Consider the following 26,380-nt stretch of genomic DNA (forward strand, 5'->3'; position numbering starts at 1 on the left):
GGCTGCGCCCCCGGACCCCCCTGAAAGATTGCGCAGTTCCCCGCGCCCCTTGAAAGCTCAGTGGCCGTTCTGGGCCAATCGCAGCAAGTGGTCCGCCAGGTTCTGGCCCCCGGAGGGATCCCTGCTGATGAGCAGCAGCGTGTCGTCGCCCGCGATCGTGCCCAGGATGTCGTGCAGTTCCGCCTGGTCGATCGCCGAGGCCAGGAACTGGGCCGCGCCCGGCGGGGTGCGCAGGACCACCAGGTTCGCGGACGCCTCCGCGGAGATCAGCAGCTCCGCGGAGAGCCGCCGCATCCGCTCCTCCTTCGCCGACTCGCCCAGCGGAGCGCGCGGCGTGCGGAAGCCGCCCTCGCTCGGCACCGCGTAGATGAGGTCGCCGTCGTTGTTGCGGATCTTCACCGCGTTGAGCTCGTCGAGGTCCCGGGAGAGCGTCGCCTGGGTGACGCTCAGCCCGTCGTCGGCCAGCAGCTTGGCGAGCTGGCTCTGCGACCGCACCGGCTGCCGGTTGAGGATGTCCACGATCCGGCGGTGGCGCGCGGTGCGCGTCTGCGGCACCGCGGGCCCGCCCGCCTGGTCCTGGTCCGTCTCGTGGTCCCGGTCCTGGTGCTGCGGCTGACTCATCGTCGTCTCACTCCGGATCTCCGTCCCCGTGGGCCTGCGCCAGGACGCCGGGGAGCGCCCGGAGGAACGCCTCCACCTCGTCGTCGCCGAGGTTCAGCGGCGGCATCAGCCGTACGACATCGGGGGCGGGCGCGTTCACCAGGAGGCCGGCGTCCTGAGCCGCCTGCTGCGCCTTCTGGGCGAGCGGCTCGGTGAGCACGATACCCAGCAGCAGTCCGGCGCCCCGGACATGGTCGATCAACGGGTGGCCGAGCCCCTCGATGCCCTGGCGCAGCTTCTCGCTCTGCCGCTTGACGTTGTCGAGCAGCCCCTCGTCGGCGATCGTGTCGAGGACGGCGAGCCCCGCGGCGCAGGCGACCGGGTTGCCGCCGAAGGTGGAGCCGTGGTGGCCCGGCCGGAGCAGTTCGGCGGCCCGGCCGAAGGCGACGGTGGCGCCGAGCGGCAGTCCGCCGCCGAGCCCCTTGGCGAGGGTGACGACGTCGGGCAGGACGCCCTCGTGGGCCTGGTACTCGAACCAGTGGCCCGTGCGGCCGACGCCGGTCTGCACCTCGTCCAGGACCAGCAGCGAGCCGGTGGCGGCGGTGATCGCCCGGGCCGCCTTGAGATAGCCGGGGGGCGGGACGACGACGCCGTTCTCGCCCTGGATGGGTTCGATGACGACGAGGGCGGTCTCCTCGGTCACCGCGGCGGCCAGTGCCTGCGCGTCGCCGTAGGGGACGTGGGTGACCTCGCCGGGCAGCGGCAGGAACGGGTCGCGCTTGCCGGGCTGGCCGGTCAGCGCGAGGGCGCCCATGGTGCGGCCGTGGAAGCCGCCGTCGGTGGCGACCATGTGCGGCCGCCCGGTCAGCCGGCCGATCTTGAAGGCGCCCTCGTTGGCCTCGGCGCCGGAGTTGCAGAAGTAGACCTTGCCGTCCCGGCCGAAGCGCTGGAGCAGCCGTTCGGCGAGCGCGACCGGCGGTTCGGCGACGAACAGGTTGGAGACGTGGCCGAGGGAGGCGATCTGCCGGCTGACGGCCTCGACGATCGCCGGGTGGGCGTGGCCGAGGGCGTTGACCGCGATGCCGCCGACGAAGTCGAGGTACTCCGTGCCGTCGGCGTCCCACAGCCTGGCGCCCGCGCCGCGCACCAGGGGCAGCCGGGGGGTGCCGTAGTTGTTCATCAGGGCGCCCTGCCAGCGGGCGGTCAGCTGCTGGTTGCCCGTGTCCTGCTTGTCCGTGTCCCGGTTGCTCACGACTCCCCCTGTCCGTCCGGCACGACCATCGTGCCGATGCCCTCGTCGGTGAAGATCTCCAGCAGGATCGAGTGCGGGACCCGGCCGTCGATGACGCGGGCGGTGGTGACGCCGCCCCGTACGGCGTGCAGACAGCCCTCCATCTTGGGCACCATGCCCGAGGAGAGCTCCGGCAGCAGTTTCTCCAGCTGGCTCGCGGTGAGCCGGCTGATCACCTCGTCGCTGTTCGGCCAGTCCTCGTAGAGGCCCTCGACGTCGGTGAGGACCATCAGGGTCTCGGCGCCCAGCGCCGCAGCGAGTGCCGCAGCCGCCGTATCAGCATTGACGTTGTAGACATGGTGGTCGTCCTGACTGCGCGCGATCGAGGAGACGACCGGGATGCGGCCGTCGGCGAGCAGTGCCTCGATGGCGCCGGTGTCGATCTCGGTGATCTCGCCGACCCGTCCGATGTCGACCGGCTCGCCGTCGATCTCGGGGGTGTGCTTGGTGGCGGTGAGGGTGTGCGCGTCCTCGCCGGTGAGGCCGACGGCGAGCGGGCCGTGCCGGTTGAGCAGCCCGACCAGTTCGCGCTGCACCTGCCCGGCGAGCACCATCCGTACGACGTCCATGGCGTCCTCGGTGGTGACGCGCAGCCCGGCCTTGAACTCGCTGACGATGCCGTGCCGGTCGAGGGCGGCGCTGATCTGCGGGCCGCCGCCGTGCACGACGACCGGCTTGAGCCCGGCGTGCCGCAGGAAGACGACGTCCTGGGCGAAGGCCGCCTTCAGGTCCTCGTCCACCATGGCGTTGCCGCCGAACTTGATGACGACCGTCTTGCCGTGGTGGCGGGTGAGCCAGGGCAGCGCCTCGATGAGGATCCGGGCCTTGGGGAGCGCGGTGTGCTTCCGCGTCTGGTTGCTCATGAGCTGTACGCGCTGTTCTCGTGGACGTAGTCGGCGGTGAGGTCGTTGGTCCAGATGGTCGCGGTCTCGTCGCCGGCCGCGAGGTCGGCCACGATGTGGACCTCGCGGTAGCGCATGTCGACCTTGTCGCGGTCCTCGCCGACGCCGCCGTTCTTGCAGACCCAGACGCCGTTGATGGCGACGTTGAGCGCGTCCGGCTCGAAGGCGGCCTTCGTGGTGCCGATGGCGGAGAGGACGCGGCCCCAGTTGGGGTCCTCGCCGTGGATCGCGCACTTGAGGAGATTGTTGCGGGCGATGGAGCGGCCGACCTCGACGGCGTCGTCCTCCGAGGCCGCGTTGACGACCTCGACCTTGATGTCCTTGCTGGCGCCCTCGGCGTCCCGGATGAGCTGCTGTCCGAGGTCGTCGCAGACGGTACGGACCGCCTGGGCGAACTCGGCGTACTCCGGGGCGACGCCGGAGGCGCCGGAGGCGAGGAGCAGCACCGTGTCGTTGGTGGACATGCAGCCGTCGGAGTCGACGCGGTCGAAGGTCACCTTCGTGGCCGCGCGCAGGGCGCGGTCCAGGGTGGCGCTGTCGAGGTCGGCGTCGGTGGTGAGGACGACGAGCATGGTGGCGAGGCCGGGGGCGAGCATGCCGGCGCCCTTGGCCATGCCGCCGACGCTCCAGCCGTCCCTGGTGACGACGGAGGTCTTGTGGACGGTGTCGGTGGTCTTGATGGCGAGGGCGGCCTTCTCGCCGCCGTGCGCCGACAGCTGTGCGGCGGCCTTCTCGACGCCCGGCAGCAGCTTGTCCATGGGGAGCAGGACGCCGATGAGTCCGGTGGAGCAGACGGCGACCTCGGCGGCGTTCAGGTCCAGGGTGCCGGCCACCTTCTCGGCGGTGGCGTGCGTGTCCTGGAAGCCCTTCGGGCCCGTACAGGCGTTGGCGCCGCCGGAGTTGAGGACCACGGCGGAGACCTGACCGCCCTTGAGGACCTGCTCGGACCAGAGCACCGGCGCGGCCTTGACCCGGTTGGAGGTGAAGACGCCCGCGGCGGCGAGGCGGGGCCCGGTGTTGACCACGAGGGCCAGGTCGGGGTTGCCGTTCTCCTTGATGCCCGCTGCGATGCCGGAGGCGGTGAAACCTTTCGCGGCAGTGACACTCACGGTGCGACTCCGATCGTGGAGAGACCTGTCGTCTCGTCGAGCCCGAGGGCGATGTTCATGCTCTGCACGGCACCGCCCGCGGTGCCCTTGGTCAGGTTGTCGAGGGCGCTGATCGCGAGGACCCGGTGCGCGGCGGGGTCGTACGCGACCTGCACCTGGACGGCGTTGGAGCCGTACACGGAGGCGGTGGCGGGCCACTGTCCCTCGGGGAGCAGGTGGACGAAGGGTTCGTCGGCGTAGGCCTTCTCGTACGCGGCGCGCACGGACTCGGCGGTGACGCCGTCGCGGGCCTTCGCGCTGCACGTGGCGAGGATGCCGCGGGGCATCGGGGCGAGGGTGGGCGTGAAGGAGACCGTGACGGGCTCGCCGGCCACCGCGCCGAGGTTCTGGATCATCTCGGGGGTGTGCCGGTGGCCGCCGCCGACGCCGTAGGGGGACATGGAGCCCATGACCTCGGAGCCGAGCAGATGCGGCTTGGGCGCCTTGCCCGCGCCGGAGCTGCCGGAGGCGGCGACGACCACGGCCTCGGGCTCGGCGAGCCCGGCGGCGTAGGCCGGGAAGAGCGCGAGCGAGACGGCCGTGGGGTAGCAACCGGGCACCGCGATGCGCTTGGACCCCTCCAGCGCAGCGCGGCCGCCCGGCAGTTCGGGGAGGCCGTAGGGCCAGGTGCCGGCATGCGGGGAGCCGTAGAAGCGCTCCCAGTCGGCCGGGTCCTTCAGCCGGAAGTCGGCGCCCATGTCGACGACGAGGACGTCCGGGCCGAGCCGCTCGGCGACGGCGGCGGACTGCCCGTGGGGCAGCGCGAGGAAGACCACGTCGTGTCCGGCGAGGACCTCGGGGGTGGTCTCCTCCAGCACGCGGTCGGTGAGCGGGAGCAGGTGGGGCTGGAGCGCGCCCAGGCGCGTCCCCGCGTTGGAGTTCCCGGTGAGTGCGCCGATCTCGACCTCGGGGTGCGCGAGGAGCAGGCGCAGGACTTCCCCGCCCGCGTATCCACTCGCTCCGGCCACTGCCGCACGTACAGCCATGAACCCTCCATCCGTGATGGCATGACTATACGTAGCGATGCAGAGTTATGCAATCACGGGCTCAGGCCCCTCGCTGTGCGGGCAGACCCTCCCCCTTCGGCTGCATGATCATGCGGGAGACCACGAAGGTGACCGGAATCGCCGCGGCGGAGGCGAGGAGCGGGGCGAAGCGGCTGCCGGAATGCAGGACGTCGACGATCACGTAGAGACCCACGGTGGTGACGGTGAAATTCGTGGCGTTGGTCAGCGGGAAAAGCAGGAATTTGCGCCAGGTCGGCTTGATCCGATAGGTGAACCACGCATTGAGGAAAAAGGAACCGGTCATGCTGATCAGGGATCCCAGCACATGGGCGGCGAGATAGGGAAGCCGGGGCAGCAGCAGCAGATAGGAACCGTAATACGTGCCGGTGTTCACGACGCCGACGAGGGAGAAGACGAGGATCTGCCGCGCCATCGGACGGACGGGTGGCGCGGCGGCGGTCTCGGTCGTGCCGGTCGTGGACATCAGCGGACGAGGTGCTTCCGTGTGGTTCCCGCACCGGTCCTCGCCTCGGTCTTCGCGCCGGTCCCCGCCTCGGTCTTCGCACCCGTCTCCGTGCCGCTCCCCGTCTCGCTCCCCGGGTGCGCCACGCCCTCCGCGCGCTGCCCGGCCTCCGTGCCCGGCCCGGTCTCCGCACCTCGCACATTGCTCGCCTTCACCAGGAAGTGCGGGCGGCCCTTGACCTCGTAGTAGATCCGGCCGGTGTACTCCCCCACCACGCCCAGCATCACCATCTGTACCCCGGCCAGCGCCGTGACCACGGTGATCGTCGTGACGTAGCCGGGGGTGCGCACCCCGTTGACGAGTGCCGCGCCGACGATCCACGCGGTGTAGAGCGCGGCGCACAGCAGCAGCCCCATGCCGAGGTGGAGGGCGGTGCGCAGGGGCCGGTTGTTGAACGACAGCAGCCCGTCGAGGCCGTAGTTGAGCAGGGACTTCAGCGTCCAGGAGCTGCGGCCGTGGGTGCGCACCTCGTTCTCGTAGGCGAGCGTGGTGCCGGGGAAGCCGACCCAGGCGAACAGGCCCTTGGAGAAGCGGTTGTACTCGCTCATGGACAGCACGGCGTCCACCACGCGCCTCGACAGCAGCCGGAAGTCGCCGACGCCGTCGACGAGTTCGACGTCGACGAGCCGGTTGACGATCCGGTAGTACAGGCGGGCGGTGAGGGTCCGGGTGAACCGGTCGCCGCCGCGGTCGCGGCGGGCCATCACCTGGTCGTAGCCCTGTGCGTGCAGTTCGACCAGGCGGGGGATCAGCCGCGGCGGGTGCTGCAGATCGGAGTCCATGACGACGACGCAGTCCCCCGAGGCGTGACGCAGTCCGGCGAGCAGGGCGGCCTCCTTGCCGAAGTTACGGCTCAACGAGACGTACCGTACCCGCGGATCGCGGTCGGCGAGGGAGCGCAGCAAGGTCAGGGTGCGGTCGCGGCTGCCGTCGTCGACGTACACGAACTCGGTGTCGTGGCCGAGCGGCAGCAGGTCGTCGACGACCTTGCCGACTTCCTCGTGGAAGCGTTCGATGACGTCTTCCTCGTTGTGGCAGGGGGCGACGATCGAGATGAGCATGGTGGGGTTCTCCCGTGGCGCGGTCAGCGAGCGTGGGTCACGCGCTCGCGCGGTGGTGCGGCCGTCGGCGGGGCCCAGGGCCCCGGGGTCCGGCGGCGGCGGACGGCGGCGAGGACGGCGAGCGCCGCCGTGACGAGCAGCGCGACACCTCCGATCGCGGAGCCCAGCCGCAGGCCGGGCGGGTGGAAGGTGCAGGTGAACGTGGTGGCGGAGCCGTCGAGGGGGACGGCGATCAGCCCGTGGTAGGTGGCGGCGGGCCGTTCCGCGCCGTCCCCGGCGGCGCAGCGCCAGCCGGCGATACGGGGTGCGGCGAGGACGGCGGTGCCCGTGCTGCCGGCCGGGAGCCGGGCGTGGACGGTGGCGCCGGAGACGCTGACCTCGGTGGCGCCGGTCTCCGTGAGCCGGTCGACGGCGGCGCGCAGCCGGGCGGTGTCGAGGCAGCCGACGGCGCCGGAAGGGACGGTGGTGCCAGCCCGGTTCGGGGTCAGCGCGATGCGCAGCCGGCCGGAGTCGGGGACGGTGCCGAGGGGTTGCATGGCCGCGAGCCGGCTGCCGGCGGCGTTGGAGCGGAACCGGGCGGCGGCGGCAGGGGTGCCCGTGAGCCGTGCGGTGCCCGAGAAGCGCGGGGCCCACAGGAACGCCTCGTCGCCCGCCCGGCACCGCGCGGTGACGGCGGCCGGGCCGCCCGCGTCGGTGCGGACGGTGGCGCGGGGCACGGTGTAGACGCGGCTGCCGAGCAGCAGTTCCTGGTTGCGGTAGGGCGAGGTGCCGAACCCGGCGGCGGAGCCCTTGTCCGGCCGCACGGTGACCAGGGGCGGCACCTGGCTGCGGGAGACGGTCACCGGGCTGTCGTCCCGCGGGTTCCAGCGCTGGTGCTGGTCCGGCGGGGAGTGCACGCGGGCGCCGACGGAGAACACGGCGTCGGTGACCGGGTTGTCCAGGCTCTGCAGGCTGCGGCCGAGCGAGGTGGAGCCGCCGCCGAGCGCGGTGAGCGTCCGGCTGAGCACGTCGGCGGTGAGGCTGCTGTAGTACTGCGCGCCCTGGCCGCCGACCATCAGCGGGTCGTTGGCCACGGTCTGCTCCCGGCCGGGGTCGGTGCGGTAGCGGGGCCAGCCGTCGGCTCCGTCGACCGCCTGGGCCTGCTCTTCCTGGCGGGTGCCCCAGGGCGCGTAGTCGTCCATGTGGTTGAGGCGCAGCCGGGTGGCCACGGCGTCGGTCGCCCCGGCCTCGCCGAGCTGTGTGGCGGTGAGCAGCACCACGGCGAGACCGGCGAGGACGGTACGGCGGCGGCCCGTACCGGGCGTTGCTCCGGCGCCCCGCTCCCCGGCGGCGTGCCAAGTGAGCAGGGCGAGGCCGCCCAGGGTGCCCGCAGCGGCGAGGAGCAGCACCGGCGGGCCGTACGAGGTGTCCTCCAGGCCGCTGCGGCTCGCCAGGGCGGCGAGCACGGCGAACAGCAGGCTCCCCGCACCCAGGGCGCGCCATCCGGGCGGCCCGTAGGCGAGCGCGTGCCAGGCGGCGCACACCAGCAGCGCGCAGAGCACGAACGCCTGCCGGTACGGACTGCCGTTGGGCGTGGTGAAGGCGTGCCAGGCCAGATGCGTCGGCGTCCACTGCATCGACAGCGCGACGGCGACGACCAGCACCGTCCATCCGGCGCGCTCGCGCACCGGTACCGCCCGGTGGAAGGGCAGGGCGAGGGCGAGTACGAGGGCCGTGATGCCCACGTAGACGCCCGGGCTGGAGTAGGAGTACGTGGTCGGCAGCAGGCGGGCGAGCAGGTCCGTGCCGTCCACCGGGTGGAAGGTGCCGGCGCGGCCCGGGTAGGCGTGGCGCGTGCCGGCGTAGACGACCACGACCAGCGGTGCGGCCAGGCCCGCCCCGAGTGCGGTGGTGAGCGCGGCCCGGCCCGCCGCCGCGAACGCGCGCCGGCGCGGCGGTCCGCTGAGCCAGAGCCGCAGCAGGAGGACGAGGCCGGCGCCGAGGGTGGCCATGTAGGCGGTGTAGAAGTTGGCGGTCCAGGCGAGCGCCACGATCAGCACGCCCGCCACCCGGTGCCGCCCCTCCCGCGCCCACTCCCCCACCAGGCACAGCAGCGGCAGGGCGAGGAGGCCGTCGAGCCACATCGGGTTGTACGAGGCGTAGGACAGGGTCCAGCCGCACAGGGCGTACGAGGCGCCGAGCAGCCCGGCGGCCCACCAGGGGCCGGGGCGCAGGCGCGGCAGCAGCCAGGCCATGGCGGCGCCGGCGCACGCGGCCTTCAGGAGGGTGAGGACGTACACCGCGAGGTCGATCTCGTCGCGCGGGAAGAGCGCCACCAGCGGGGCGAACGGGCTGCTGAGGTAGGTGCCGAGGTCGGGCAGGAAGCTGGACCCGTATCCGGACTGCCAGTTGACGAGCAGTCCGCCGTCGGCACGGCCGTGCAGCAGGTCCCACAGGTGCGCGTGGAAGGGCACGTACTGGTTGCCCAGGTCGTTGACGTCACGGGTACGGGAACCGAAGGGGAAGCTGCGGGCCAGGACGTCGCCGCCGCAGAGCGCGGTGGTGGTGAGCACCGCGGCGAGCAGCGCGGCGGCCCGCCCGTCGCGCGGGACGCGCGCCCACGCCGCCGTGGTACTCGGCCGGATCGACCCGTTCATTCTCGACAGACTCCCCATTGTTGATTCGCCCGTTAAGACGGGCAGACTTTCCGCATGGTTGTACTCGGCAGTGGAATTTCCGCGACGGATTCGCGGGGATTCGGAATGCGGAGAAGTACGGGGGAGTTCTTTTCAACGGAATTCTTGCCGAGGGGGAAACAAAAGCCGACGCGTATGCGAAGCGGGGGTTAATTCACGGTCCCGTCCCGCGGGCGGCAGGATGGGGGGCGGGCACGCCGACGGGGCGTGCGGCGGACCGGGGTGCGACGGAGGGCGTGACGTGAGGGGCGAGTTCTGGCCGGTGCCGGACGTACTGGCGTATCTGGCCGGGGAGTGGCGGGTCGAGCGGTCGGCGCGGGACCTGTCCGGCGGCGAGGAGGGCCGGTTCACCGGGACGACGGGGTTCGGGCCGCTCGACGGCGGCGGGCTGCTGCACGAGGAGGCCGGGACGTTCGTCTGGCAGGGCGTGGCCCGGCCGGCGACGCGGACGCTGCGGTTCCTGCCGGGCAGCGGCGGGGCGGGCACGGCGGACGTGCGGTTCGCGGACGGGCGCCCCTTTCACGACCTGGACCTGAGCACCGGGCGGTACGTCGCCGACCACCCCTGCGCGGCCGACTTCTACCGGGGCGAGTTCACCGTGCGGGACCGGGACCACTGGCGGACGGTGTGGCGGGTGGGCGGCCCGGCGAAGGACCTGGTGCTGACGACCGACTACGCCCGGGTGGGCTGAGGGCGGACGGCCGGGCCCCCACGCGGGCGGGCCGGGACTACGCGCGGGCGGGCCGAGGACGGAGGCGGGCCGGGGTCAGGCCCGGAGCGGCTGGGTCGCGACGCCGTCGAAGCGGAGGTTCCAGTAGCCGGCGCGGCCGGTCAGGGTGGTCGTCGACAGCGGATGGACGTCGAGGTTCCAGTACGTGGCCGGGGGCGCCTTCAGCGCGTAGACCAGGGCCGCGCGGACGACCGAGGGCTCGGCGACGGCGACGATGCGGCAGCCCTCCTCGGCGGGCCGGGTGTCCAGCCAGCCGCCGACCCGGGAGATGAACGACAGCAGGGACTCGCCGCCGTGCGGGGCGGCGCGCGGGTCGGCGAGCCAGGCGTCCACCGACTGCGGCTCGCGGGCCATGGCCTCGCCGAGGGTGAGTCCGCGCCAGCGGCCCATGTCGCAGTCGCGCAGGGCGAGTTGCACCAGAGGGGCGTAGCCCAGGGCGTCGCCGGTGGCACGGCTGCGCGGGGTCGGCGAGCAGTAGCGCAGTTCGGCGGCGGCGAGCGGGAGCAACTGCCCGGCCACGTGCAGCACTTGGTCCCAGGCCGCCTGGTCGAGCGGTCGGTCGTCCTCGAAACGTTCGGCGAGCAGCGAGGCGTTGCGTGCGGCGGCGACGAACGTGACCCGAACGTGCATGCCGTGATGGTGGGCCGCGCAAGTACGCAGGTCAAGGGCCGTTACGCGCCAGTTACCGAGGGTATGCGCCTCCTCACCCGAAAAGGGAGGCGGTGAAGACGTCGGCACAGGCCGCCCGCAGCCGCCGTACGCCCTCGGTGATCTCGGCGGTGCCCGCGACCGCCGCGAAGCTGAGCCGCAGATGGGCGGCGGGGGGTTCCGCGCTGAAGTAGGGGCGGCCGGGGGTGAGCGCGACGCCGGTGCGCAGGGCGGCGGCGACCAGCGCGGACTCGTCGGCGCCGTCGGGCAGCCGCAGCCAGAGGTGGTAGCCGCCGGACGGCACATGGGGCAGGGCGAGTGCGGGCAGGTCACGGCGGAGCGCGGCGGTCATCGCCTCCCGGCGGATGCGCAACTCGGCGGAGACCGCCCGCAGATGGCGCGGCCAGGCGGGCGCCCCGACCAGTTCGAGGGCGGCCTCCTGCAGCGGGCGTGGCACGAAGAACGTCTCGACGACGTGGATGGCCCGCAGCCGCTCCAGGACGGGACCCCGGGCGGCCAGCGCGCTCACCCGGAAGCTGGGCGAGGTCACCTTGGTCAGCGAGCCGACGTGCACCACCACGCCGTCCGGGTCCTCGGCGGCGAGCGGCGGCGGCAGCGGCCCCGCGTCCTCGTGCACCAGCCGCCGTACGAAGTCGTCCTCGACGACGAACGCCCCGGCGGCGCGCGCGAGCCGCAACACCTCGGCCCGGCGCTCCGGCGCCAGTACCGCGCCGGTCGGGTTCTGGAACAGCGGCTGGCAGACGAGGACCCGGGCGCCGCTCGCCCGGAAGGCGTCGGCGAGCAGGGCGGGCTTGACGCCGTCGGCGTCGACCGGCACGGGGACCGGGCGCAGCCCGGCGGCGCGGGCGATCGCCAGCATGCCTGGGTAGGTGGGCGACTCCACCAGGACCGGGGCGCCGGGCGGGGCGAGCGCGCGCAGCGCGGTGGTGAGCGCGGACTGGCCGCCGGCGGTGACCAGCACGTCGGCGGCGGTGACCGGGCCGCCGATGCCGCGCGCGAACCATTCACGCAGCTCCGGCAGCCCCTCCATGGGCGGCCGGCCCCAGGCGCCCGGGCGGCGGCCGGCCCGGGCGAGCGCGGCTCCCATCGCCCGCTCCGGCTGGAGCGAGGGGTGCAGATAGCCGCCGTTGAACTCGATCACCCCGGCGGGCGGGGCGGCGAGCGAGACGAGCACGCCGGAGGCGTCGACGCCGCGGGGCACGTGCTCGGTGGCCGGATCGGCGCTGAGCGCGACCTCCTGCCAGGCGGTGTCGCCGGACGGGGCGGGCGCCGTGCGGGGGTCCGCGCGGAACGCGCCGGAGCCGGGGCGGGTGACGACCAGGCCCTCGGCGGCGAGCTGCGCCAGCGCGCGGGAGACGGTCACCGGGCTGACCCGGAACCGCTCGACGAGGGCCCTGCTGGACGGCAGCTTCTCTCCTGTGGAGTAGCGCTTCACCTCCGCGCGGAGGGTTCCGGCCAGGTTGGCGACGCTGTTACGCTCGTGCATGAGAGCCGAGAGTAGCGCTATTCAAGGTCGTGCGATAGCGGTTGATGAGGCGGGGCCGGGTCCCGGGGTGGTGCCGGGTGCTGGGGCGGGGCCGCGTTCCGGTGCCGGGTCCGGGACGAATTCCGGGAGCGGTCCCCGGGGCCCCCGGGGTTCCCGGACGGGCGCCGTCCAGGCCGGGCTCGGCGTCGTCGCCTTCTCCCTCACGTTTCCCGCCACGGCCTGGGGGCTGGAGTCGTTCGGCCCCTGGTCGCTCGTGGCCGTGCGCAGCGTGCTGGCGGCGGTGCTCGCGGGCGGATGCCTGCTGGCACTGCGGGTACCGGTGCCGCCGCGCCGGCACTGGAGCGGGATCGCGGTGGTGGCCTGCGGGGTCGTCGTCGGGTTCCCGCTGCTCACCACGTTGGCGCTGCGGACCTCGACGACCGCGCACGCGGCCGTGGTGGTCGGGCTGCTGCCGCTGACCACCGCGCTGTTCTCGGCGCTGCGGGTGGGGTCCCGGCCGTCACGGTCCTTCTGGGTCGCCGCGTGCGCGGGGGCGGCTGCGGTGATCGCGTTCACGGTGGGGCAGAGCGGGGGCGCGCTGACGGGGGCGGACGCGTATCTGTTCGGGGCGCTGGTGGTGTGTGCGGCCGGGTACACCGAGGGCGGCCGGCTGGCCCGGGAGATGCCGGGGTGGCAGGTGATCGGGTGGGCGCTGGTGCTCTGTCTGCCGGTGTCCCTGCCGGGGGCCTGGGTGGCGCTGGCGTACGAACCGGTGGTGTGGGACCGGCACGGGGTGGCGGGGGTGCTGTGGGTCGCGGTGGGGTCGCAGTTCCTGGGGCTGGTGGTCTGGTACCGGGGGATGGCGGCGGTCGGCATCCCCCGGGCGAGTCAGTTGCAGCTGGCGCAGCCGTTGCTGACGCTGGTGTGGTCGGTGCTGCTGGGTGAGCGGCTGACGTGGGCCGCGCCGGTGACGGCGGTGGCGGTGCTGGTCTGCATCGCGGTCACGCAACGGGCACGGGCCTGACCTCGGTTGCCCCGCCGCGCCGGTGTACGCCCGGCGCCGCTGTCCCCGCCCTCTCGGCGAGCGGGGCGGTCAGCCGAACCGCCGTCGGGTGGCCGCGTCGGCCGGCAGGAAGGTCTCCATGTGCAGGCCCTCCAGGGCGGCGTCGGTGGGAGTGGTGAGCCGGGCCGAGGTGCTGAAGAAACGCGAGGGTGCGCCCTCGTCCGTGGTGAGTTCCAGGGTGAGGACGGGGCTGCCGGGCGGAGCGGTCCGGCGGGTACCGGCGAGGTGGTGCCCGGCCTCGTCGGCGAGGGCGAGGTGACGCGGGTCGTGGGTGCGTTCGGCGCGGTGGGCGAGCTGGTGGTACAGGTGCGAGGCCCACTCGGCGAAGTTGCCGATCCGCGGCGCCAGACCGCCGGGGTGCAGACACAGCCGGACCACGTTGACCGGGGGTTCGAGCAGCTCCGGTGCGCAGCCCGCGAGGAGCGTGTCGACGCCGGCGTTGGAGTCGACGACGTCCCAGTAGTCGTCCAGCAGCAGCGCCGGGTAGGGCAGATGCGCGTCGAGCAGCCCCCGCAGCCCCTCCATGACCGGGGCGAGCGAGGCGTCGTCCAGGCCGCGGTCCCGGTACTGGGGCGCGTACCCGCCCGCCAGCAGGAGCCGGTTCCGCTCGCGCAGCGGGACGTCGAGGTGGTCCGCGAGGTGAAGGATCATCTCCGGTGTCGGATGCGCGCGACCGGTCTCCACACGGCTGAGGTGCCGGGTGGAGACCGAGGAGCGGTTCGACAGCTCCTGCTGGCTGAAGCGGCGGCGTTCCCGCCAACTGCGCAGCAGCGGGCCGACCTCGCGGGTGTCCGTGGCCGTGGTCATACCGGCAGCCTAGAGCGGCCGGGCGTGTCCGCCATGACCTCACAGGTCATGGTCGGACGCACGCCGCGCCTCCACTCTTGGTCACGTCAACGCACCGACCGATCCGGAGGATTGACCATGGACACCAAGAGCGTCGTCGAGGCGTACCTGGCCACCTGGAACGCCGAGGGCGAGCAGCGGGCGAAACTCCTCGCCGGGCACTGGGCACCCGACGTGACGTACACCGACCCGCTGGCCGAGGTGACCGGCCATGCCGGGCTCGCCGCCCTGATCGACGGGGTGCACGGACAGTTCCCCGGCTTCGTGTTCACGTCCGTCGGCGAGCCCGACGCCCACCACGGCCAGCTGCGGTTCCGCTGGGGGCTGGGGCCCGAGGGCGCCGAGCCGGTGGTGATCGGCTTCGACGTCCTGGTCCTGGATGGCGGGGGCCGCATCCGCGACGTCCGCGGCTTCCTCGACAAGGTGCCCGCCGGCGCCTGAGCCCGGGGCACCGAGGGGGGCCACCGGGGCGGCGCCCGGTCCCCCTCAGTGCACCGGGCGCCGCCCCGGGCGCGCCACCCGGTCGTAGTGGTCCTCGACCACTTCCGTCATCGCGCCGATCGGGTCCGCGCCGACCTCCTTGGCGGAGAAGAACACGTGGCCCGTCACCTGGGGGTACTCCGCCGCGAACGTGAGGTGGCGGGAGAGTTCGGCCGGGTCCTGCCAGGCCTCCGGCTGGGCGGGGTCGCCCGCCTTGTACAGGGCCTCGCCGATGTACAGCTCCACGCCCGTGCCCTTGGCCACCGCCGACCACCACGGCACCAGTTCCGCGTAGTCGGCCGCCGGGAAGCCGATGTTCCAGTAGACCTGCGGGCAGAGGTAGTCGATCCACCCCTCGCGCACCCATTTCCGCGTGTCCGCGTACAGGTCGTCGTACGTCTGCACACCCGCCCGCGTGGCCGAGCCGCGCGGATCCGTGGCGTCGTTGCGCCAGACGCCGAAGGGGCTGATGCCGAAGCGCGCGGCGGGCCGCACCTTGCGGATGCGGGCGGCGGTCTCGAGGATCAGCTTGTCGATGTTGTCGCGGCGCCAGGCGGCCCGGTCGGGGAAGCCGTCGCCGTGCGCCGCGTACGCCGTGTCGTCGTCGAAGGTCTGGCCGGCCACCGGGTACGGGTAGAAGTAGTCGTCGAAGTGGACGCCGTCGACCCGGTAGCGGCGCACCGCGTCGAGCATGGCGTCCTGGACGAAGGCCCGGACCTCGGGCAGCCCGGGGTTGTAGTAGAGCTTGCCGCCGTAGGGCACGACCCAGTCGGGGTGGCGGCGGGCGGGGTGGCTCGCCACCAGCCGGCTCGGGTCGGTGTGGTTGGCGACGCGGTACGGGTTGCACCAGGCGTGCAGTTCGAGCCCGCGGGCGTGGGCCTCCTGCACGGCCGTGCCCAGCGGGTCCCAGCCGGGGTCCTGGCCCTGCGTGCCGGTCAGATACTCCGACCAGGGTTCGTACGGCGAGGGCCACAGCGCGTCGGCGGTGGGGCGGATCTGGAAGAAGACGGCGTTCAGTTTCCGCTCGGCGGCGATGTCCAGGTGCGTCAGGAGTTCGGCCCGCTGCTGGGCCGCGGTCAGTCCGGGCCGGGTGGGGTAGTCGCGGTTGGAAACGGTCGCGAGCCACATGCCGCGCATCCGATTGGTCCCGCCGCGCCTGCCCCGGCCGTCGCCGGCCCGGTCGATGGCCGCCGCGTCGCCCGCGACCACCAGTGACGTCAGCGCGGCCATGGCGAACGCCCGCCGTGACAACCGTCCCATCGCACACTCCACACTCCGCGGACCCGCCCGGTCGCGGGTCGCCCGGCGCACCAGCATGCCCGACCCGGGCGATCGATCATCAGTACTTCGGGGTAACGTGCACGATCGGAGCAGGCGACGGACCACGGACGCCGCACCGGGGGCTCGCGGGCCGCAGCGCAACGAAGAGGAACAAAGGGGACGATGTGACCGACATCGAACGCGTCGGAGTGGTGGGCTGCGGCCAGATGGGTGCCGGTATCGCGGAGGTGTGCGCCCGGGCAGGCCTGGAGGTGCGGGTCGCCGAGACCACCGGCGAGGCCCTGGAGATCGGCCGAACCCGGCTGTACAACTCGCTGACCAAGGCGGCCGAGCGCGGCAAGATCAGTGCGGAGGAGCTGGAGTCGACGCAGGCGCGGCTGAGCTTCACCACCGATCTGGGCGAGTTCGCCGACCGCGACCTGGTGATCGAGGCGGTCGTCGAGAACGAGCAGGTGAAGACGGAGATCTTCCAGGTGCTCGACCAGGTGGTGACCCGCCCCGACGCGATCCTCGCCTCCAACACCTCCTCGATCCCGCTGGTGAAGCTGGCGGTCGCCACCTCGCGCCCCGACCATGTGATCGGCATCCACTTCTTCAACCCGGCCCCGGTGCAGAAGCTCGTCGAGCTGATCCCCGCGCTCACCACCTCCGAGGGCACGCTCGGCCGCGCCCAGCTCTTCGCCGAGAAGGTCCTCGGCAAGCACGCGATCCGGGCCCAGGACCGCTCCGGCTTCGTGGTGAACGCGCTGCTGATCCCGTATCTGCTCTCCGCGATCCGGATGTTCGAGTCGGGCATCGCCAGCCGTGAGGACATCGACAACGGCATGGAGATGGGCTGCGCCCACCCGATGGGCCCGCTGAAACTGTCCGACCTGATCGGCCTGGACACGGTCGCCTCGGTGGCCGACAGCATGTACCAGGAGTACAAGGAGCCCCTGTACGCCGCTCCCCCGCTGCTCCAGCGCATGGTCGACGCGGGCCGCCTGGGCCGCAAGACCGGCTCGGGGTTCTACACGTACGCCTGACCTCCCTTCCCACGGACCCGGCACTTCCTCCCCGGAGAGTGCCGGGTCCGTGGCGTTCACACGGTGTGTGCGGGGCGGGTTCGCATATGCCAGTCGCACACTCTCCTCAGCGGTCGGACGGAGGAGTTCACTCCTCATGCACATGCAACGAACGGGTCGACCAGGAAAGGAGCGGACCCGTGACCGCCGACCCAGATCATCCGGTCATCCATCCCGACGTGGCGGAGCTGCGCCGCCGGCTGGACGTGGCGCACGCCCGCGTCGAGGGCGGACTGGCCCTGCTCACGCACCGGACCGAGCAGACCGCCAAGGACGTCGACGAGCTGAGCACGCGGCTCGCCGCGCTGGAACACGCGCGCTGGCCACTGCCCTCGCTCGCCGTCCTGACCGCCCTGGGCGCGCTCGTCGTCGCGGTCTGGCAGGCGCTGGGCCACTGACCGGTGGCGATGTCCTCAGGGCCGCGTGTCCTGACCGAGCCGGAGGTGATGCAGGAGCAGTAACGCGGCCGCCATGTTGGCGGCCGGGACCTCGCCGCGGGCGACCAGGTCGGGGACGAGCTTGAGGGGCACCCACTCCCTGCGGTCGGACTCGAAGTCGTCCACGGGATGGCCCGTGTAGGCGCCCTCGTCCGTCCAGTAGACGTGGTGGCGGGCGTCGGTGAGCCCGTTGGACGGCTCGACGCTCATCAGGTGCCGCAGCGGTCCCGGCCGCCAGCCGGTCTCCTCCTCCAGTTCCCGGGCGGCGGCCGCGGCGATGTCCTCGCCGTCCTCGACGACCCCCGCCGCGAGCTCCCACCCCCAGCTGTCGGTGATGAAACGGTGCCGCCACAGCAGCAGCACCTCGTTCGCCTCGTTGACCACCGTGGCCACGGCGACGGGCCGCAGCCGGATGAGGAAGTGGTCCAGGTGCCGGCCGTCCGGGAGGACGACGTCCGCCAGGTTGACGCGGAACCAGCGGTTTTCATACACAGTTTGTTCGTTCTCTTTCGTCCACTGCACGGTTCTGCCACCTTTCGTTCGAGTAGGTGGCAATATCGCAGCCGCAGTGGAACTACAGCGGTACGCGCAGGGCGCCGTCGATGAGGGCGGCGGCCTCGGCCGTGCCCGCGCAGCCGCTGCGGACCAGATGCTCACGGACCGCGCGGAGCCGGTCGCGCAGCCGCTGGGACTCCATGCCGCGCGCGGCCTCCGTCATCTCCACGGCCGTCGCGGCCGCCTTGTCGGCGTTGCCGCGGCGCAGCTCGATATGGCTCAGCATGGCCAGCCGGTGCACCCGGCCGCGGTCGTGCGCCGGGGTGCCGACCGCCGCGGCCGCGTGCCGCCCGGCCGCCGTGAGGTCGCCGAGGCTCAGCAGCGCCTCCGCCACCTGGACGTTGACCAGACCGGGCTGGACGTACCCGGTCTCGTCCGGTTCCCGGCCGCGCCGGATGTGCTCGGCGGCCGCCTCGGCCCGCCGGATGCAGGACAGCGCGCCGCTGCCGTCGCCGAGGTGCGCGTACGCCTTGGCCTGCATCGCGTACAGGTCGGAGGCGAGCGCGGGGGTGATCGTCTTCCCCGCGGCGCGCAGCGCGGCCTCGGCGAAGGCGACGGCCTGCCGGTACTCCCGCAGGAACAGCGACTGGTTGACGAGCAGCGCGATCACGTACGCGCCCAGCCCCCGGTCCCCGCTCGCCTTCGCCAGCCGCAGCGCCTGGTGGAAGTAGCGCTGGGCCAGCCCGTGGGCGTCGGAGTCGTACGCGCAGATCCCGGCGATCGCCACCAGCCCGCCGGTGGCGCGGTGCAGTTGGCGCCCGGTGGCGTCGGTGTAGCCGCCGCGCAGCAACGGGGCCGCCTCCGCGTTGAGGAAGCCGACGATGCGGGCGCGGGTCGCGACACCGCCGGCCTTGCGGTACATCTGCTCGTAGTGGCCCCGGGCGGTGCGCAGCAGTTCGATGTCGGCGAGGCTGACGTGGTGCCGGCCGCCGCGCGAGACGTCGGTGTCCTCGGGCGGGTTCTCCCACTCCCACACCGGCATCACGGCGGGCGTGCCGGTGACGGCGGGGGCGCCCAGGACGTGCGGGCGCTGCTGCTCGTCGGAGCGCCACAGGGCGGTGGCCCGCTCGACGAAGCCGGAGAGGGTGGAGTGACCGGCCGGGTGCGGGGCGGCCTGGTCGCCGGGTCCGCCGGGGAGGCCGAGCCCGATGTCGTCCAGCGTCACCGGGCGGTGCAGCCGGGCGGCGAGCACCTCGCAGATCAGGTCGGGGACCTGGCCGCGCGGGCGCTGCCCCTTCAACCACCGGGCGACGGCGGTGTGTTCGTACCGCAGGGCCAGGCCGCGGGCGCGGCCGGCCTGGTTGACGTGGGCGGCGAGGCCGGCGTGCGAGACGCCCGCCTCGTCGAGGATCGCGTCGAGCAGAGTGTTGGGCTGCATGGGTGCCCCCGGTCCCTCGGTGCGCACAGGGTAGTGCGGACCGGTTCACACGGGGTGTGAACGGAGTGCGCGCATCCGGGGCGTGCGTTCGCTGCCGCGGGGGGTGGGGGGCCGGTTGACTGGGGTGCCTCGCAAGAGGCGGCCGGGCCGCCGGCTCCCCCTCGCACCAGACGGCGGCCCGCCCCCGGCGTACCGGTTCGCACCGATACGCCGGGGGCCTGCGCGCCCCTCAGGGGGGCGAGGCGTCAGCCCCGCAGTGCCGCGCCCGTCCGCTCGCCCGCGAGGGCGACCGCCGCGTCGCGCGCCGCCGACGCCTCGTCGACCGTGAGCGTCCGGTCCCCCGCGCGGAAGCGCAACGCGTACGCCAGCGACTTGCGCCCCTCCCCCAGCTGCTCCGCGTTCTCGTAGACGTCGAACAGCCGGACGGACTCGAGGAGTTCACCGGCACCCTCGCGCAGCGCGGCCTCGACGTCGGCCGCGGGGACCGCCTTGTCGACGACGAGGGCGACATCCTGTGTCGCGACGGGGAACGTCGAGATGCGGGGCGCCCCGAGGACGCCCTCCCCCGCCCGCTCCAGCACGTCGAGCTCGACCTCCGCCGCGCACGTCCGCTCCGGCAGGTGCATCGCCTTGACGACCCGCGGGTGCAGCTCACCGGCGTGCCCGACGAGCGTCTCCGCGCCGTCGACCACCGCGTAGAGCCCCGCGCACCGCCCGGGGTGCCAGGGCGCGTGCTGCTCGGCACGGACCGTCAGCTCCACGCCGTACTCCCCGGCCACGACCCGCGCCGCCTGGAGCGCGTCGGCCCAGTCGGACGGGCGTCCCTTGCCCCACCAGCCGGCCTGCTCGCGGGCGCCCGCCAGGACGACCGCGGCCCGGCGCGGCTGGCGCGGCAGTGCCGCGTCGAGCGCGGCCAGGTCGGCCTCGGAGGGCCGGCGGTCGACGGGCAGCCGGGCCGGGATCCGCTCCTCGCCGGTGGGCCGGAAGACCAGGCCGGTCTCGAACAGCGCGAGGTCGTGGCTGCCGCGCCCGTCGTTGCGGCGCAGCGCGCCGAGCAGGCCCGGCAGCAGCGTCGTACGGAGCGCGGGCTCCTCGTCGGAGAGCGGGTTGACCAGCGTGACCAGCGTCCGGCGCGGGTCGTCGGCGTCCAGGCCGAGCTGGTCGAGGGCGGCCTGGCCGAGGAACGGGTAGTTCAGCGCCTCGACGTAGCCGGCCCCGGCGAGCGCGCGGCCGACCCGTCGGTGCAGCCGCTGCCGCTCGGTCAGCCCGTGGCCGGGCAGCGGCCGGGGCAGCGTGGAGGGCAGGTTCTCGTAGCCCTCCAGGCGGATGACCTCCTCCGCCAGATCGTTGGGGTCGGTGAGGTCGGGCCGCCAGGACGGCACGGTGACGAGCAGTTCGTCCTGCCCGTACACGTCACACCCGATCTGCTGCAGCCTGCGGACGACGGTCTCGCGGCCGTACGTCACGCCCGCCACCTTGTCCGGGTGGTCGGCCGGGATGGTGATCGTGTGCGGCGCGGAGGGCGCGATGATCTCGGTGACGCCGGCCTCGGCGGTGCCGCCGGCGAGCAGCACCAGCAGGTCGACGGTGCGCTGGGCGGCGGCGGAGGCCGCCTCCGGGTCGACGCCGCGCTCGAAGCGGCGGGAGGCCTCGGAGGACAGCTTGTGCCGGCGCGCGGTGCGCGCGACGGAGACGGCGTCGAAGTGCGCGGCCTCCACGACGACCTCGGTGGTGGTGCCCTCGGTGTCGTCGATCTCGCTGTTGGCGCCGCCCATGACACCGGCCAGGCCGATCGGACCGCGGTCGTCGGTGATGACCAGGTCGTCGGTGGACAGCTTCCGGGTGACGCCGTCGAGGGTGGTGAGCCGCTCGCCCTGCTCGGCCCGGCGCACGCCGATGGTGCCCTGGACGCGGGAGCGGTCGTAGGCGTGCAGCGGCTGGCCGAGCTCCAGCATCACGTAGTTGGTGATGTCGACGGCGAGGGAGATCGGGCGCATGCCCGCCTTCTGCAGCCGCCGGGTGAGCCAGATCGGGGAGCGCGCCTCGGGGTCGAGTCCGGTCACCGTGCGGGCGGTGAAGCGGTCGCAGCCGAACGGGTCGGCGACCTTGACCGGGTGGCCGAAGGCGTTCGGCGCGGGCACGTCGAGCAGCGCCGGGTCGAGCAGCGGGAGGCCGTAGGCGATGGCGGTCTCGCGGGCGACGCCGCGCATCGACAGGCAGTAGCCGCGGTCGGGGGTGACGGCGATGTCGAGGACCTCGTCGACGAGCTGGAGCAGCTCGATGGCGTCGGTGCCGACCTCGTACTCGGGCGGCAGCACGATGATGCCGTGCGTGCCGTCGTCGCCCATGCCCAGCTCGTCGGAGGAGCAGATCATGCCGTGGGAGGTCTTGCCGTAGGTCTTGCGCGCGGAGATCGCGAAGCCGCCGGGCAGCTCGGCGCCGGGCAGCACCACGACGACCTTGTCGCCGACGGCGAAGTTGCGGGCACCGCAGACGATCTCCTGCGGCTCGCCGGTGCCGTTGGCCTGCCCGACGTCGACCGTGCAGAAGCGGATCGGCTTCTTGAAGCCCTCCAGCTCCTCGATGGTCAGCACCTGTCCGACGACGAGGGGGCCTTTGAGGCCGTCGCCGAGCTGTTCGACGGTCTCGACCTCGAGGCCGGCCGAAATGAGCCTGGCCTGCACGTCGCGGCCGGTCTCGGTGGCCGGCAGGTCGACGTACTCCCGCAGCCAGGAAAGCGGGACCCGCATCAGATCTCCATCCCGAACGGCCGGGTGAACCGGACGTCACCCTCGACCATGTCTCGCATGTCTTCGACGTTGTGGCGGAACATCAGCATCCGCTCGATGCCGAACCCGAAGGCGAAGCCGCTGTACTTTTCCGGGTCGACGCCGCAGGCGGTGAGCACCCGGGGGTTGACCATGCCGCAGCCGCCGAGTTCGATCCAGCCCTCGGAGGAGCAGGTGCGGCAGGGCCGGTCGGGGTTGCCGACGGAGGCGCCCTTGCACACGTAGCAGAGCATGTCCATCTCGGCGCTCGGCTCGGTGAAGGGGAAGTAGTTCGGACGCAGCCGGGTCTTCATCTCCGGGCCGAACAGCGACTGGACCATGTGGTCGAGGGTGCCCTTGAGGTCGGCCATGGTGAGGCCCTCGTCGATGGCGAGCAGCTCGATCTGGTGGAAGACCGGGGTGTGCGTGGCGTCCAGCTCGTCGGTGCGGTAGACGCGGCCGGGGCAGACGACGTAGACCGGGGGCTCGCGGTCGAGCATGCTGCGGGCCTGCACCGGCGAGGTGTGGGTGCGCAGGACGACGCCGCTGTCCTCGCCCTTGCCGCCCTCGACGAAGAAGGTGTCCTGCATGGTGCGGGCGGGGTGGTTCGGCGCGATGTTGAGGGCGTCGAAGTTGAACCACTCGGCCTCGGCCTCGGGGCCCTCGGCGATCTCGTAGCCCATGGAGACGAAGACGTCGGCGACGCGCTCCATCATCGTGGTCAGCGGATGCCGGGCACCGGCCGGGACGCGGTCGTACGGCAGCGTGACGTCGACGGCCTCCTCGACCAGCACGCGGGCGTCCCGCTCGGCCTCCAGTTCGGTCTGCCGGCCGGCCAGGGCCTTGTTCACCGCGCCGCGGGCCATGCCGACGCGCTTGCCGGCGTCCGCCTTGGCGTGCGGGGGCAGGGCGCCGATCTCGCGGTTGGCGAGGGCCAGCGGGGAGGCGGGGCCGGTGTGGGCGACCTTGGCCTCGTGGAGCGCGTCGAGGGAGTCCGCGGCGGCGAAGGCGGCGAGCGCCTCGTCCCGCATGCGCTCGATCTGTTCCGGTTTCAACGCCTCGACCTCGACAGGGTCGTACGACTTATTGGGTGCCGACATCTCTTCCCGTGCTTCCGGTTGGCTGGCTGAAGGTCCCCGTCACCGATCCGAGCTGGGATCGTCACCGACTTCGGGACGCAAAGGTGCCAAAGGCCGAGTCTAACGGGGGTGAGGTGTGCGGATGCGCCCGTGGGTCGGGGCCCGCTCTCAGGTGAGGTAGGCCGGGAGCGCCACGGGCAGCGTAAATCGGAACCGCGCGCCGCCGCCGGGGGCGCGGCCGACCGTGATGACGCCGCCGTGGGCCTCGACGATGCCCTTGACGATGTACAGCCCGAGGCCCGTGCCGCCGCGCTTGCTGCCCCGCCAGAAGCGGGTGAAGACGCGGTTCATGGACTCCTCCGGGATGCCGGTGCCCTCGTCGCTCACGGTGACCGACGTGCCGGCCTCCTCCCCTTCGCGGGGGGACGCCGAGGGCGTGATCTCGATGGTGACGGTTCCCTCGCCGTGGCGCACGGCATTTTCCAGCAGGTTGCTGAGCACCTGGTCGATCTTGTCGGGGTCGGCCCACAGCGCGGGCAGCGGGTGTTCGAGCCGGAGCAGGAACCGGTCGGCGGGCTGTCCCGCGGCGACGTAGGCCTGGATGTGCCGGCCGACGGCGGCACCGATGTCGACGGGCTGACGGCGCACTTCGAGGCGCCCGGAGTCTATGCGGGAGATGTCGAGGAGTTCGGCGATGAGCCGGGTGACCCGGTCGGCGTCGGCGTCGACGGTCTCCAGCATCAGCCGTTTCTGGTCGTCGGTGAACCGCTCCCACTTGGCGAGCAGGGTCGCGGTGAACCCCTTGACGCTGGTCAGCGGGGAGCGCAGCTCGTGGGCGACGGTGGCGATCAGTTCGGCGTGACTGCGCTCGGTGCGGCGGCGGGCCTCGGTGTCGCGCAGGCAGACGACGACCCGGCGGACGGGTCCGGTGGGCTCGGTGCGCACGTAGCGGGCGGAGACCAGGACCTCGCGGCCGCCGGGCAGCAGCAGGTTGCGCTCCGGCTGGCGGGTGCGGGTGGCGAGGCCGCCATAGGGGTCGGTCAGCTGCCACCAGCGGCGGCCCTCCAGGTCCTCCAGCGGCAGGGCCTCGGCGAGGGGGCGGCCGAGGACGTCGGCGGCACGGCGGGCGGTGACGCGCTCGGCGGCGGCGTTGAAGCGGACGACGCGGCCGCGCTCGTCGGCGACGACGAGTCCGTCGGGGAGGTCGTCGGGGTCGATACCGGCGTCGGCGCGGGACCCGGCCGGGTCCGCGTCGGGATCACCTGCGTGGCCGCCCCGGCCGTCCCGGCCACCCCGCAGGTCCCCGGACCCGGCTCCGGCCCCGGCCCCCGGTTCCCTGCTCGTGCCGACACTCATCCCCGCACCCCACCTCTCTTCCGGCGTGGGCCCCGAACCCTGGTCACCCTACTGGCCGTCGGTGACGGACCGGCACCCTCCGGCGGCGCGCTGTGCACGCGCGGACGCGTAGAGACATACGGCCGCGGCGGTCGCCAGGTTCAGACTTTCGGCCCTTCCGTGGATCGGGACGCGTACGACGGCGTCCGCGAGGGCGCGGGTCTCCTCGGGCAGCCCCCAGGCCTCGTTGCCGAACACCCAGGCGGTGGGGGTGCCCATGGTGCCCTTGTCGAGCTCGTCGTCGAGGTCGTCGGCCCCGGCGCCGTCGGCGGCGAGGACGCGCACCCCGGCCTCCCGCAGCCCGCCCACGGCCCGCTCGACGGTGACGCCGACGGCGACCGGCAGATGGAACAGCGAGCCGACGGAGGCGCGCACGGCCTTGGGGTTGTACAGGTCGACGGAGGCGTCGGTGAGGACCACCGCGTCCGCGCCGGCGGCGTCCGCGCAGCGCAGTACGGTGCCGGCGTTGCCGGGGTCGCGGACGTGGGCGAGGACGGCGACGAGGCGGGGCCGGGCGGCGAGGATCTCCTCGAACGGCGTGTCGAGGAACCGGCACACCCCGACGAGGCCCTGCGGGGTGACGGTGGTGGAGATGTCGGCGATGACGTCGTCACCGGCGAGGTGCACGCGTGCGCCGGCGTCGCGGGATTCCCCCACGATGTCCGCGTACCGGTCGGCGGCGTCGGGTGTCACGAACAGCTCCACGAGGCCGGCCGCACCGTCCGGGCCCCGGTGCGCGGCCGCCTCCCGCACGGCCTGCGGCCCCTCCGCGAGGAACAGCCGCTCCTTCCCCCGGAAATTCCGCCGCCCGAGCCGCCGGGCGGCGCCGACACGGGGTGAACGGGGAGAGATGAGCATGGACTACCTTCAGGCTCGTTGGACGGGCACCCCCACATGCGGGCAGCAGGGGCGCGGGGCTGTGTGGTCTGCGCGGCTCCGCCGCGGCGAGCGCGAGCACTCACCGTGCCCCGTAAGGGGCGCGGGGAACTGCGCGAGAAGCCCCACCGGCGGTCAGCCGAGAACGCACCCCCGGGGTCCAAGGGGCGGAGCCCCTTGAAGGGATGGGAAGGGTAGGGGCGGCGGGGGCGAAAAACGCACTCGGCACCACCACCGCCCCGACGCAGTCGGACCCGCAGCCCGTTGAGGGCCTGCGGGTCCGATCCGGCGACGGCTCAGCGCCGCCGCAACGTCACGCGGCCTTCGGCGCGTTGACGTCCGACGGCAGCGCCTTCTGCGCAACCTCGACCAGCGCGGCGAACGCGTTCGCGTCGTTCACCGCGAGCTCCGCCAGGATCTTCCGGTCGACCTCGACGTTCGCGGCCTTCAGCCCCTGGATGAACCGGTTGTACGTCATCCCGTTGGCGCGGGCAGCGGCGTTGATCCGCTGGATCCACAGCTGCCGGAAGTCGCCCTTGCGCTTCTTGCGGTCGTTGTAGTTGTAGACCAGCGAGTGGGTGACCTGCTCCTTGGCCTTGCGGTACAGGCGCGAACGCTGCCCGCGGTAGCCGGAGGCCTGCTCGAGGATCGCCCGGCGCTTCTTGTGGGCGTTGACTGCCCGCTTGACGCGTGCCACTTGATTGACTCCTTGTAGCGGGGCCGCGGTCTGTCCTCACGCGGCCCGAAAACGACTGGGACCCGGTCTTGGCGTACGGCGCTCAGTGGCGCCCGTACGTCACTTGCCGAGAAGCTTCTTGATCTTCGCGGCGTCGCCCGGGGCCATCTCGGCGTTGCCGGTGAGGCGACGCGTCACGCGGGACGACTTGTGCTCGAGCAGGTGGCGCTTGCCGGCGCGCTCACGGAGCACCTTGCCGGAGCCGGTGATCTTGAAGCGCTTGCTGGCACCGCTGTGCGACTTGTTCTTCGGCATAGCGCCGTTCTCTCCTCGTCGGTGGCGTTCCGGTGCCCGGTTCCGGGAACCGGGCACGGTGGAACGTCGCTCTTGTATCGGTTACGTCCTGGAGGC

General features: G+C 73.1%; 25 protein-coding genes. 5 read left to right on the top strand and 20 right to left on the bottom strand.

Annotated features, from left to right (window positions below):
• Nucleotides 1-57: 57 nt before the first annotated feature.
• From OIE12_RS06200 to OIE12_RS06235, 8 genes are all read right to left on the bottom strand, one after another.
• Nucleotides 58-621, bottom strand: a complete 564-nt coding sequence (locus OIE12_RS06200; protein WP_329132549.1) for an arginine repressor — start codon at nucleotides 619-621, stop codon at nucleotides 58-60.
• Between the two features lie 7 nt (nucleotides 622-628).
• Nucleotides 629-1,852, bottom strand: a complete 1,224-nt coding sequence (locus tag OIE12_RS06205) for an acetylornithine transaminase (RefSeq protein WP_329132551.1) — start codon at nucleotides 1,850-1,852, stop codon at nucleotides 629-631.
• A complete protein-coding gene (gene argB, locus OIE12_RS06210; RefSeq protein WP_329132553.1) occupies nucleotides 1,849-2,754 on the bottom strand; it encodes an acetylglutamate kinase in 906 nt (301 codons plus the stop codon). Before argB ends, OIE12_RS06205 begins: the two co-directional genes overlap by 4 nt.
• Nucleotides 2,751-3,902: a bifunctional glutamate N-acetyltransferase/amino-acid acetyltransferase ArgJ gene (gene argJ, locus OIE12_RS06215; RefSeq protein WP_329132555.1), complete on the bottom strand. Its 1,152-nt coding sequence runs from the start codon at nucleotides 3,900-3,902 to the stop codon at nucleotides 2,751-2,753. Before argJ ends, argB begins: the two co-directional genes overlap by 4 nt.
• Entirely contained in the window at nucleotides 3,899-4,927 is a 1,029-nt protein-coding gene (gene argC, locus OIE12_RS06220) for an N-acetyl-gamma-glutamyl-phosphate reductase (RefSeq protein WP_329132556.1), read from the bottom strand. Before argC ends, argJ begins: the two co-directional genes overlap by 4 nt.
• Nucleotides 4,928-4,988: 61 nt before the next feature.
• On the bottom strand, nucleotides 4,989-5,432 hold the full coding sequence (locus OIE12_RS06225; protein ID WP_329132558.1) for a GtrA family protein: 444 nt from the start codon (nucleotides 5,430-5,432) through the stop codon (nucleotides 4,989-4,991).
• Nucleotides 5,432-6,532: a glycosyltransferase family 2 protein gene (locus tag OIE12_RS06230; protein ID WP_329132560.1), complete on the bottom strand. Its 1,101-nt coding sequence runs from the start codon at nucleotides 6,530-6,532 to the stop codon at nucleotides 5,432-5,434. Before OIE12_RS06230 ends, OIE12_RS06225 begins: the two co-directional genes overlap by 1 nt.
• Before the next feature lie 23 nt (nucleotides 6,533-6,555).
• Nucleotides 6,556-9,168 carry a YfhO family protein gene (locus tag OIE12_RS06235; protein WP_329132562.1) on the bottom strand — a complete coding sequence of 871 codons (2,613 nt, stop codon included), beginning with the start codon at nucleotides 9,166-9,168 and terminating at the stop codon, nucleotides 6,556-6,558.
• A gap of 280 nt (nucleotides 9,169-9,448) precedes the next feature.
• Here OIE12_RS06235 and OIE12_RS06240 point away from each other — a divergent pair, with 280 nt between their 5' ends.
• On the top strand, nucleotides 9,449-9,898 hold the full coding sequence (locus tag OIE12_RS06240; RefSeq protein ID WP_329132564.1) for a DUF6314 family protein: 450 nt from the start codon (nucleotides 9,449-9,451) through the stop codon (nucleotides 9,896-9,898).
• A 75-nt stretch (nucleotides 9,899-9,973) separates the two neighbouring features.
• Here the strand turns inward: OIE12_RS06240 and OIE12_RS06245 are convergent, their stop codons facing one another.
• Together OIE12_RS06245 and OIE12_RS06250 are read right to left on the bottom strand one after the other, a co-directional pair.
• Complete coding sequence (locus OIE12_RS06245) at nucleotides 9,974-10,567, bottom strand: histidine phosphatase family protein (protein ID WP_329132566.1); 594 nt, start codon at nucleotides 10,565-10,567, stop codon at nucleotides 9,974-9,976.
• A 73-nt stretch (nucleotides 10,568-10,640) separates the two neighbouring features.
• On the bottom strand, nucleotides 10,641-12,092 hold the full coding sequence (locus tag OIE12_RS06250; RefSeq protein WP_329132568.1) for an aminotransferase-like domain-containing protein: 1,452 nt from the start codon (nucleotides 12,090-12,092) through the stop codon (nucleotides 10,641-10,643).
• Here OIE12_RS06250 and OIE12_RS06255 point away from each other — a divergent pair.
• Complete coding sequence (locus OIE12_RS06255; RefSeq protein ID WP_329132569.1) at nucleotides 12,091-13,095, top strand: DMT family transporter; 1,005 nt, start codon at nucleotides 12,091-12,093, stop codon at nucleotides 13,093-13,095. The genes OIE12_RS06250 and OIE12_RS06255 overlap by 2 nt on opposite strands.
• Before the next feature lie 69 nt (nucleotides 13,096-13,164).
• Here the strand turns inward: OIE12_RS06255 and OIE12_RS06260 are convergent, their stop codons facing one another.
• The gene (locus OIE12_RS06260) at nucleotides 13,165-13,941 is read right to left on the bottom strand and encodes a helix-turn-helix domain-containing protein (protein ID WP_329132571.1); all 777 of its coding nucleotides are present in this window, start codon (nucleotides 13,939-13,941) and stop codon (nucleotides 13,165-13,167) included.
• 117 nt (nucleotides 13,942-14,058) lie between these two features.
• Between OIE12_RS06260 and OIE12_RS06265 the strand changes: the two genes are divergently transcribed.
• The gene (locus tag OIE12_RS06265; protein ID WP_329132573.1) at nucleotides 14,059-14,421 is read left to right on the top strand and encodes a nuclear transport factor 2 family protein; all 363 of its coding nucleotides are present in this window, start codon (nucleotides 14,059-14,061) and stop codon (nucleotides 14,419-14,421) included.
• A gap of 45 nt (nucleotides 14,422-14,466) precedes the next feature.
• Here OIE12_RS06265 and OIE12_RS06270 read toward each other — a convergent pair whose 3' ends face one another.
• Nucleotides 14,467-15,720 (bottom strand): glycoside hydrolase family 10 protein, encoded by a 1,254-nt coding sequence (locus OIE12_RS06270; protein WP_329132575.1) that lies wholly within the window; start codon nucleotides 15,718-15,720, stop codon nucleotides 14,467-14,469.
• A 185-nt stretch (nucleotides 15,721-15,905) separates the two neighbouring features.
• Between OIE12_RS06270 and OIE12_RS06275 the strand changes: the two genes are divergently transcribed.
• Nucleotides 15,906-16,766, top strand: a complete 861-nt coding sequence (locus OIE12_RS06275) for a 3-hydroxybutyryl-CoA dehydrogenase (protein WP_329132577.1) — start codon at nucleotides 15,906-15,908, stop codon at nucleotides 16,764-16,766.
• A 179-nt stretch (nucleotides 16,767-16,945) separates the two neighbouring features.
• The gene (locus OIE12_RS06280) at nucleotides 16,946-17,203 is read left to right on the top strand and encodes a hypothetical protein (RefSeq protein WP_307171938.1); all 258 of its coding nucleotides are present in this window, start codon (nucleotides 16,946-16,948) and stop codon (nucleotides 17,201-17,203) included.
• Between the two features lie 15 nt (nucleotides 17,204-17,218).
• Here OIE12_RS06280 and OIE12_RS06285 read toward each other — a convergent pair whose 3' ends face one another.
• The 8 genes from OIE12_RS06285 to rpmI form a co-directional block, all read right to left on the bottom strand.
• On the bottom strand, nucleotides 17,219-17,764 hold the full coding sequence (locus OIE12_RS06285) for an NUDIX domain-containing protein (protein WP_030381838.1): 546 nt from the start codon (nucleotides 17,762-17,764) through the stop codon (nucleotides 17,219-17,221).
• A 52-nt stretch (nucleotides 17,765-17,816) separates the two neighbouring features.
• Complete coding sequence (locus tag OIE12_RS06290; RefSeq protein ID WP_329132582.1) at nucleotides 17,817-19,175, bottom strand: transcriptional regulator; 1,359 nt, start codon at nucleotides 19,173-19,175, stop codon at nucleotides 17,817-17,819.
• A 245-nt stretch (nucleotides 19,176-19,420) separates the two neighbouring features.
• Nucleotides 19,421-21,925, bottom strand: coding sequence for a phenylalanine--tRNA ligase subunit beta (gene pheT, locus OIE12_RS06295; protein ID WP_329132584.1), 2,505 nt, complete (start codon nucleotides 21,923-21,925; stop codon nucleotides 19,421-19,423).
• A complete protein-coding gene (gene pheS, locus OIE12_RS06300; RefSeq protein ID WP_329132585.1) occupies nucleotides 21,925-23,043 on the bottom strand; it encodes a phenylalanine--tRNA ligase subunit alpha in 1,119 nt (372 codons plus the stop codon). The genes pheT and pheS overlap by 1 nt, the downstream gene beginning before the upstream one ends.
• A gap of 147 nt (nucleotides 23,044-23,190) precedes the next feature.
• Nucleotides 23,191-24,378: a sensor histidine kinase gene (locus tag OIE12_RS06305; RefSeq protein WP_329132587.1), complete on the bottom strand. Its 1,188-nt coding sequence runs from the start codon at nucleotides 24,376-24,378 to the stop codon at nucleotides 23,191-23,193.
• Nucleotides 24,379-24,426: 48 nt separating this feature from the next.
• Nucleotides 24,427-25,275, bottom strand: coding sequence for a TrmH family RNA methyltransferase (locus OIE12_RS06310; RefSeq protein WP_329132589.1), 849 nt, complete (start codon nucleotides 25,273-25,275; stop codon nucleotides 24,427-24,429).
• A 331-nt stretch (nucleotides 25,276-25,606) separates the two neighbouring features.
• Nucleotides 25,607-25,990 carry a 50S ribosomal protein L20 gene (gene rplT / locus OIE12_RS06315; protein ID WP_030381833.1) on the bottom strand — a complete coding sequence of 128 codons (384 nt, stop codon included), beginning with the start codon at nucleotides 25,988-25,990 and terminating at the stop codon, nucleotides 25,607-25,609.
• A 99-nt stretch (nucleotides 25,991-26,089) separates the two neighbouring features.
• A complete protein-coding gene (rpmI, locus tag OIE12_RS06320; protein WP_003977225.1) occupies nucleotides 26,090-26,284 on the bottom strand; it encodes a 50S ribosomal protein L35 in 195 nt (64 codons plus the stop codon).
• Nucleotides 26,285-26,380: the final 96 nt, after the last annotated feature.

The organism is Streptomyces sp. NBC_00670 (assembly GCF_036226765.1).
GTDB lineage: Bacteria > Actinomycetota > Actinomycetes > Streptomycetales > Streptomycetaceae > Streptomyces.

What these genes read in the sequence shown, in the direction of transcription:
- OIE12_RS06230 (WP_329132560.1), bottom strand. Translation starts at nt 6,532, where the DNA reads ATGCTCATCTCGATCGTCGCCCCCTGCCACAACGAGGAAGACGTCATC.
- argC (WP_329132556.1), bottom strand. Translation starts at nt 4,927, where the DNA reads ATGGCTGTACGTGCGGCAGTGGCCGGAGCGAGTGGATACGCGGGCGGG.
- argB (WP_329132553.1), bottom strand. Translation starts at nt 2,754, where the DNA reads ATGAGCAACCAGACGCGGAAGCACACCGCGCTCCCCAAGGCCCGGATC.
- OIE12_RS06235 (WP_329132562.1), bottom strand. Translation starts at nt 9,168, where the DNA reads ATGAACGGGTCGATCCGGCCGAGTACCACGGCGGCGTGGGCGCGCGTC.
- rpmI (WP_003977225.1), bottom strand. Translation starts at nt 26,284, where the DNA reads ATGCCGAAGAACAAGTCGCACAGCGGTGCCAGCAAGCGCTTCAAGATC.
- OIE12_RS06290 (WP_329132582.1), bottom strand. Translation starts at nt 19,175, where the DNA reads ATGCAGCCCAACACTCTGCTCGACGCGATCCTCGACGAGGCGGGCGTC.
- OIE12_RS06310 (WP_329132589.1), bottom strand. Translation starts at nt 25,275, where the DNA reads ATGCTCATCTCTCCCCGTTCACCCCGTGTCGGCGCCGCCCGGCGGCTC.
- OIE12_RS06245 (WP_329132566.1), bottom strand. Translation starts at nt 10,567, where the DNA reads ATGCACGTTCGGGTCACGTTCGTCGCCGCCGCACGCAACGCCTCGCTG.
- OIE12_RS06255 (WP_329132569.1), top strand. Translation starts at nt 12,091, where the DNA reads ATGAGAGCCGAGAGTAGCGCTATTCAAGGTCGTGCGATAGCGGTTGAT.
- OIE12_RS06265 (WP_329132573.1), top strand. Translation starts at nt 14,059, where the DNA reads ATGGACACCAAGAGCGTCGTCGAGGCGTACCTGGCCACCTGGAACGCC.
- pheT (WP_329132584.1), bottom strand. Translation starts at nt 21,925, where the DNA reads ATGCGGGTCCCGCTTTCCTGGCTGCGGGAGTACGTCGACCTGCCGGCC.
- OIE12_RS06225 (WP_329132558.1), bottom strand. Translation starts at nt 5,432, where the DNA reads ATGTCCACGACCGGCACGACCGAGACCGCCGCCGCGCCACCCGTCCGT.
- OIE12_RS06250 (WP_329132568.1), bottom strand. Translation starts at nt 12,092, where the DNA reads ATGCACGAGCGTAACAGCGTCGCCAACCTGGCCGGAACCCTCCGCGCG.
- OIE12_RS06270 (WP_329132575.1), bottom strand. Translation starts at nt 15,720, where the DNA reads ATGGGACGGTTGTCACGGCGGGCGTTCGCCATGGCCGCGCTGACGTCA.
- OIE12_RS06305 (WP_329132587.1), bottom strand. Translation starts at nt 24,378, where the DNA reads ATGAGTGTCGGCACGAGCAGGGAACCGGGGGCCGGGGCCGGAGCCGGG.
- OIE12_RS06200 (WP_329132549.1), bottom strand. Translation starts at nt 621, where the DNA reads ATGAGTCAGCCGCAGCACCAGGACCGGGACCACGAGACGGACCAGGAC.
- pheS (WP_329132585.1), bottom strand. Translation starts at nt 23,043, where the DNA reads ATGTCGGCACCCAATAAGTCGTACGACCCTGTCGAGGTCGAGGCGTTG.
- OIE12_RS06260 (WP_329132571.1), bottom strand. Translation starts at nt 13,941, where the DNA reads ATGACCACGGCCACGGACACCCGCGAGGTCGGCCCGCTGCTGCGCAGT.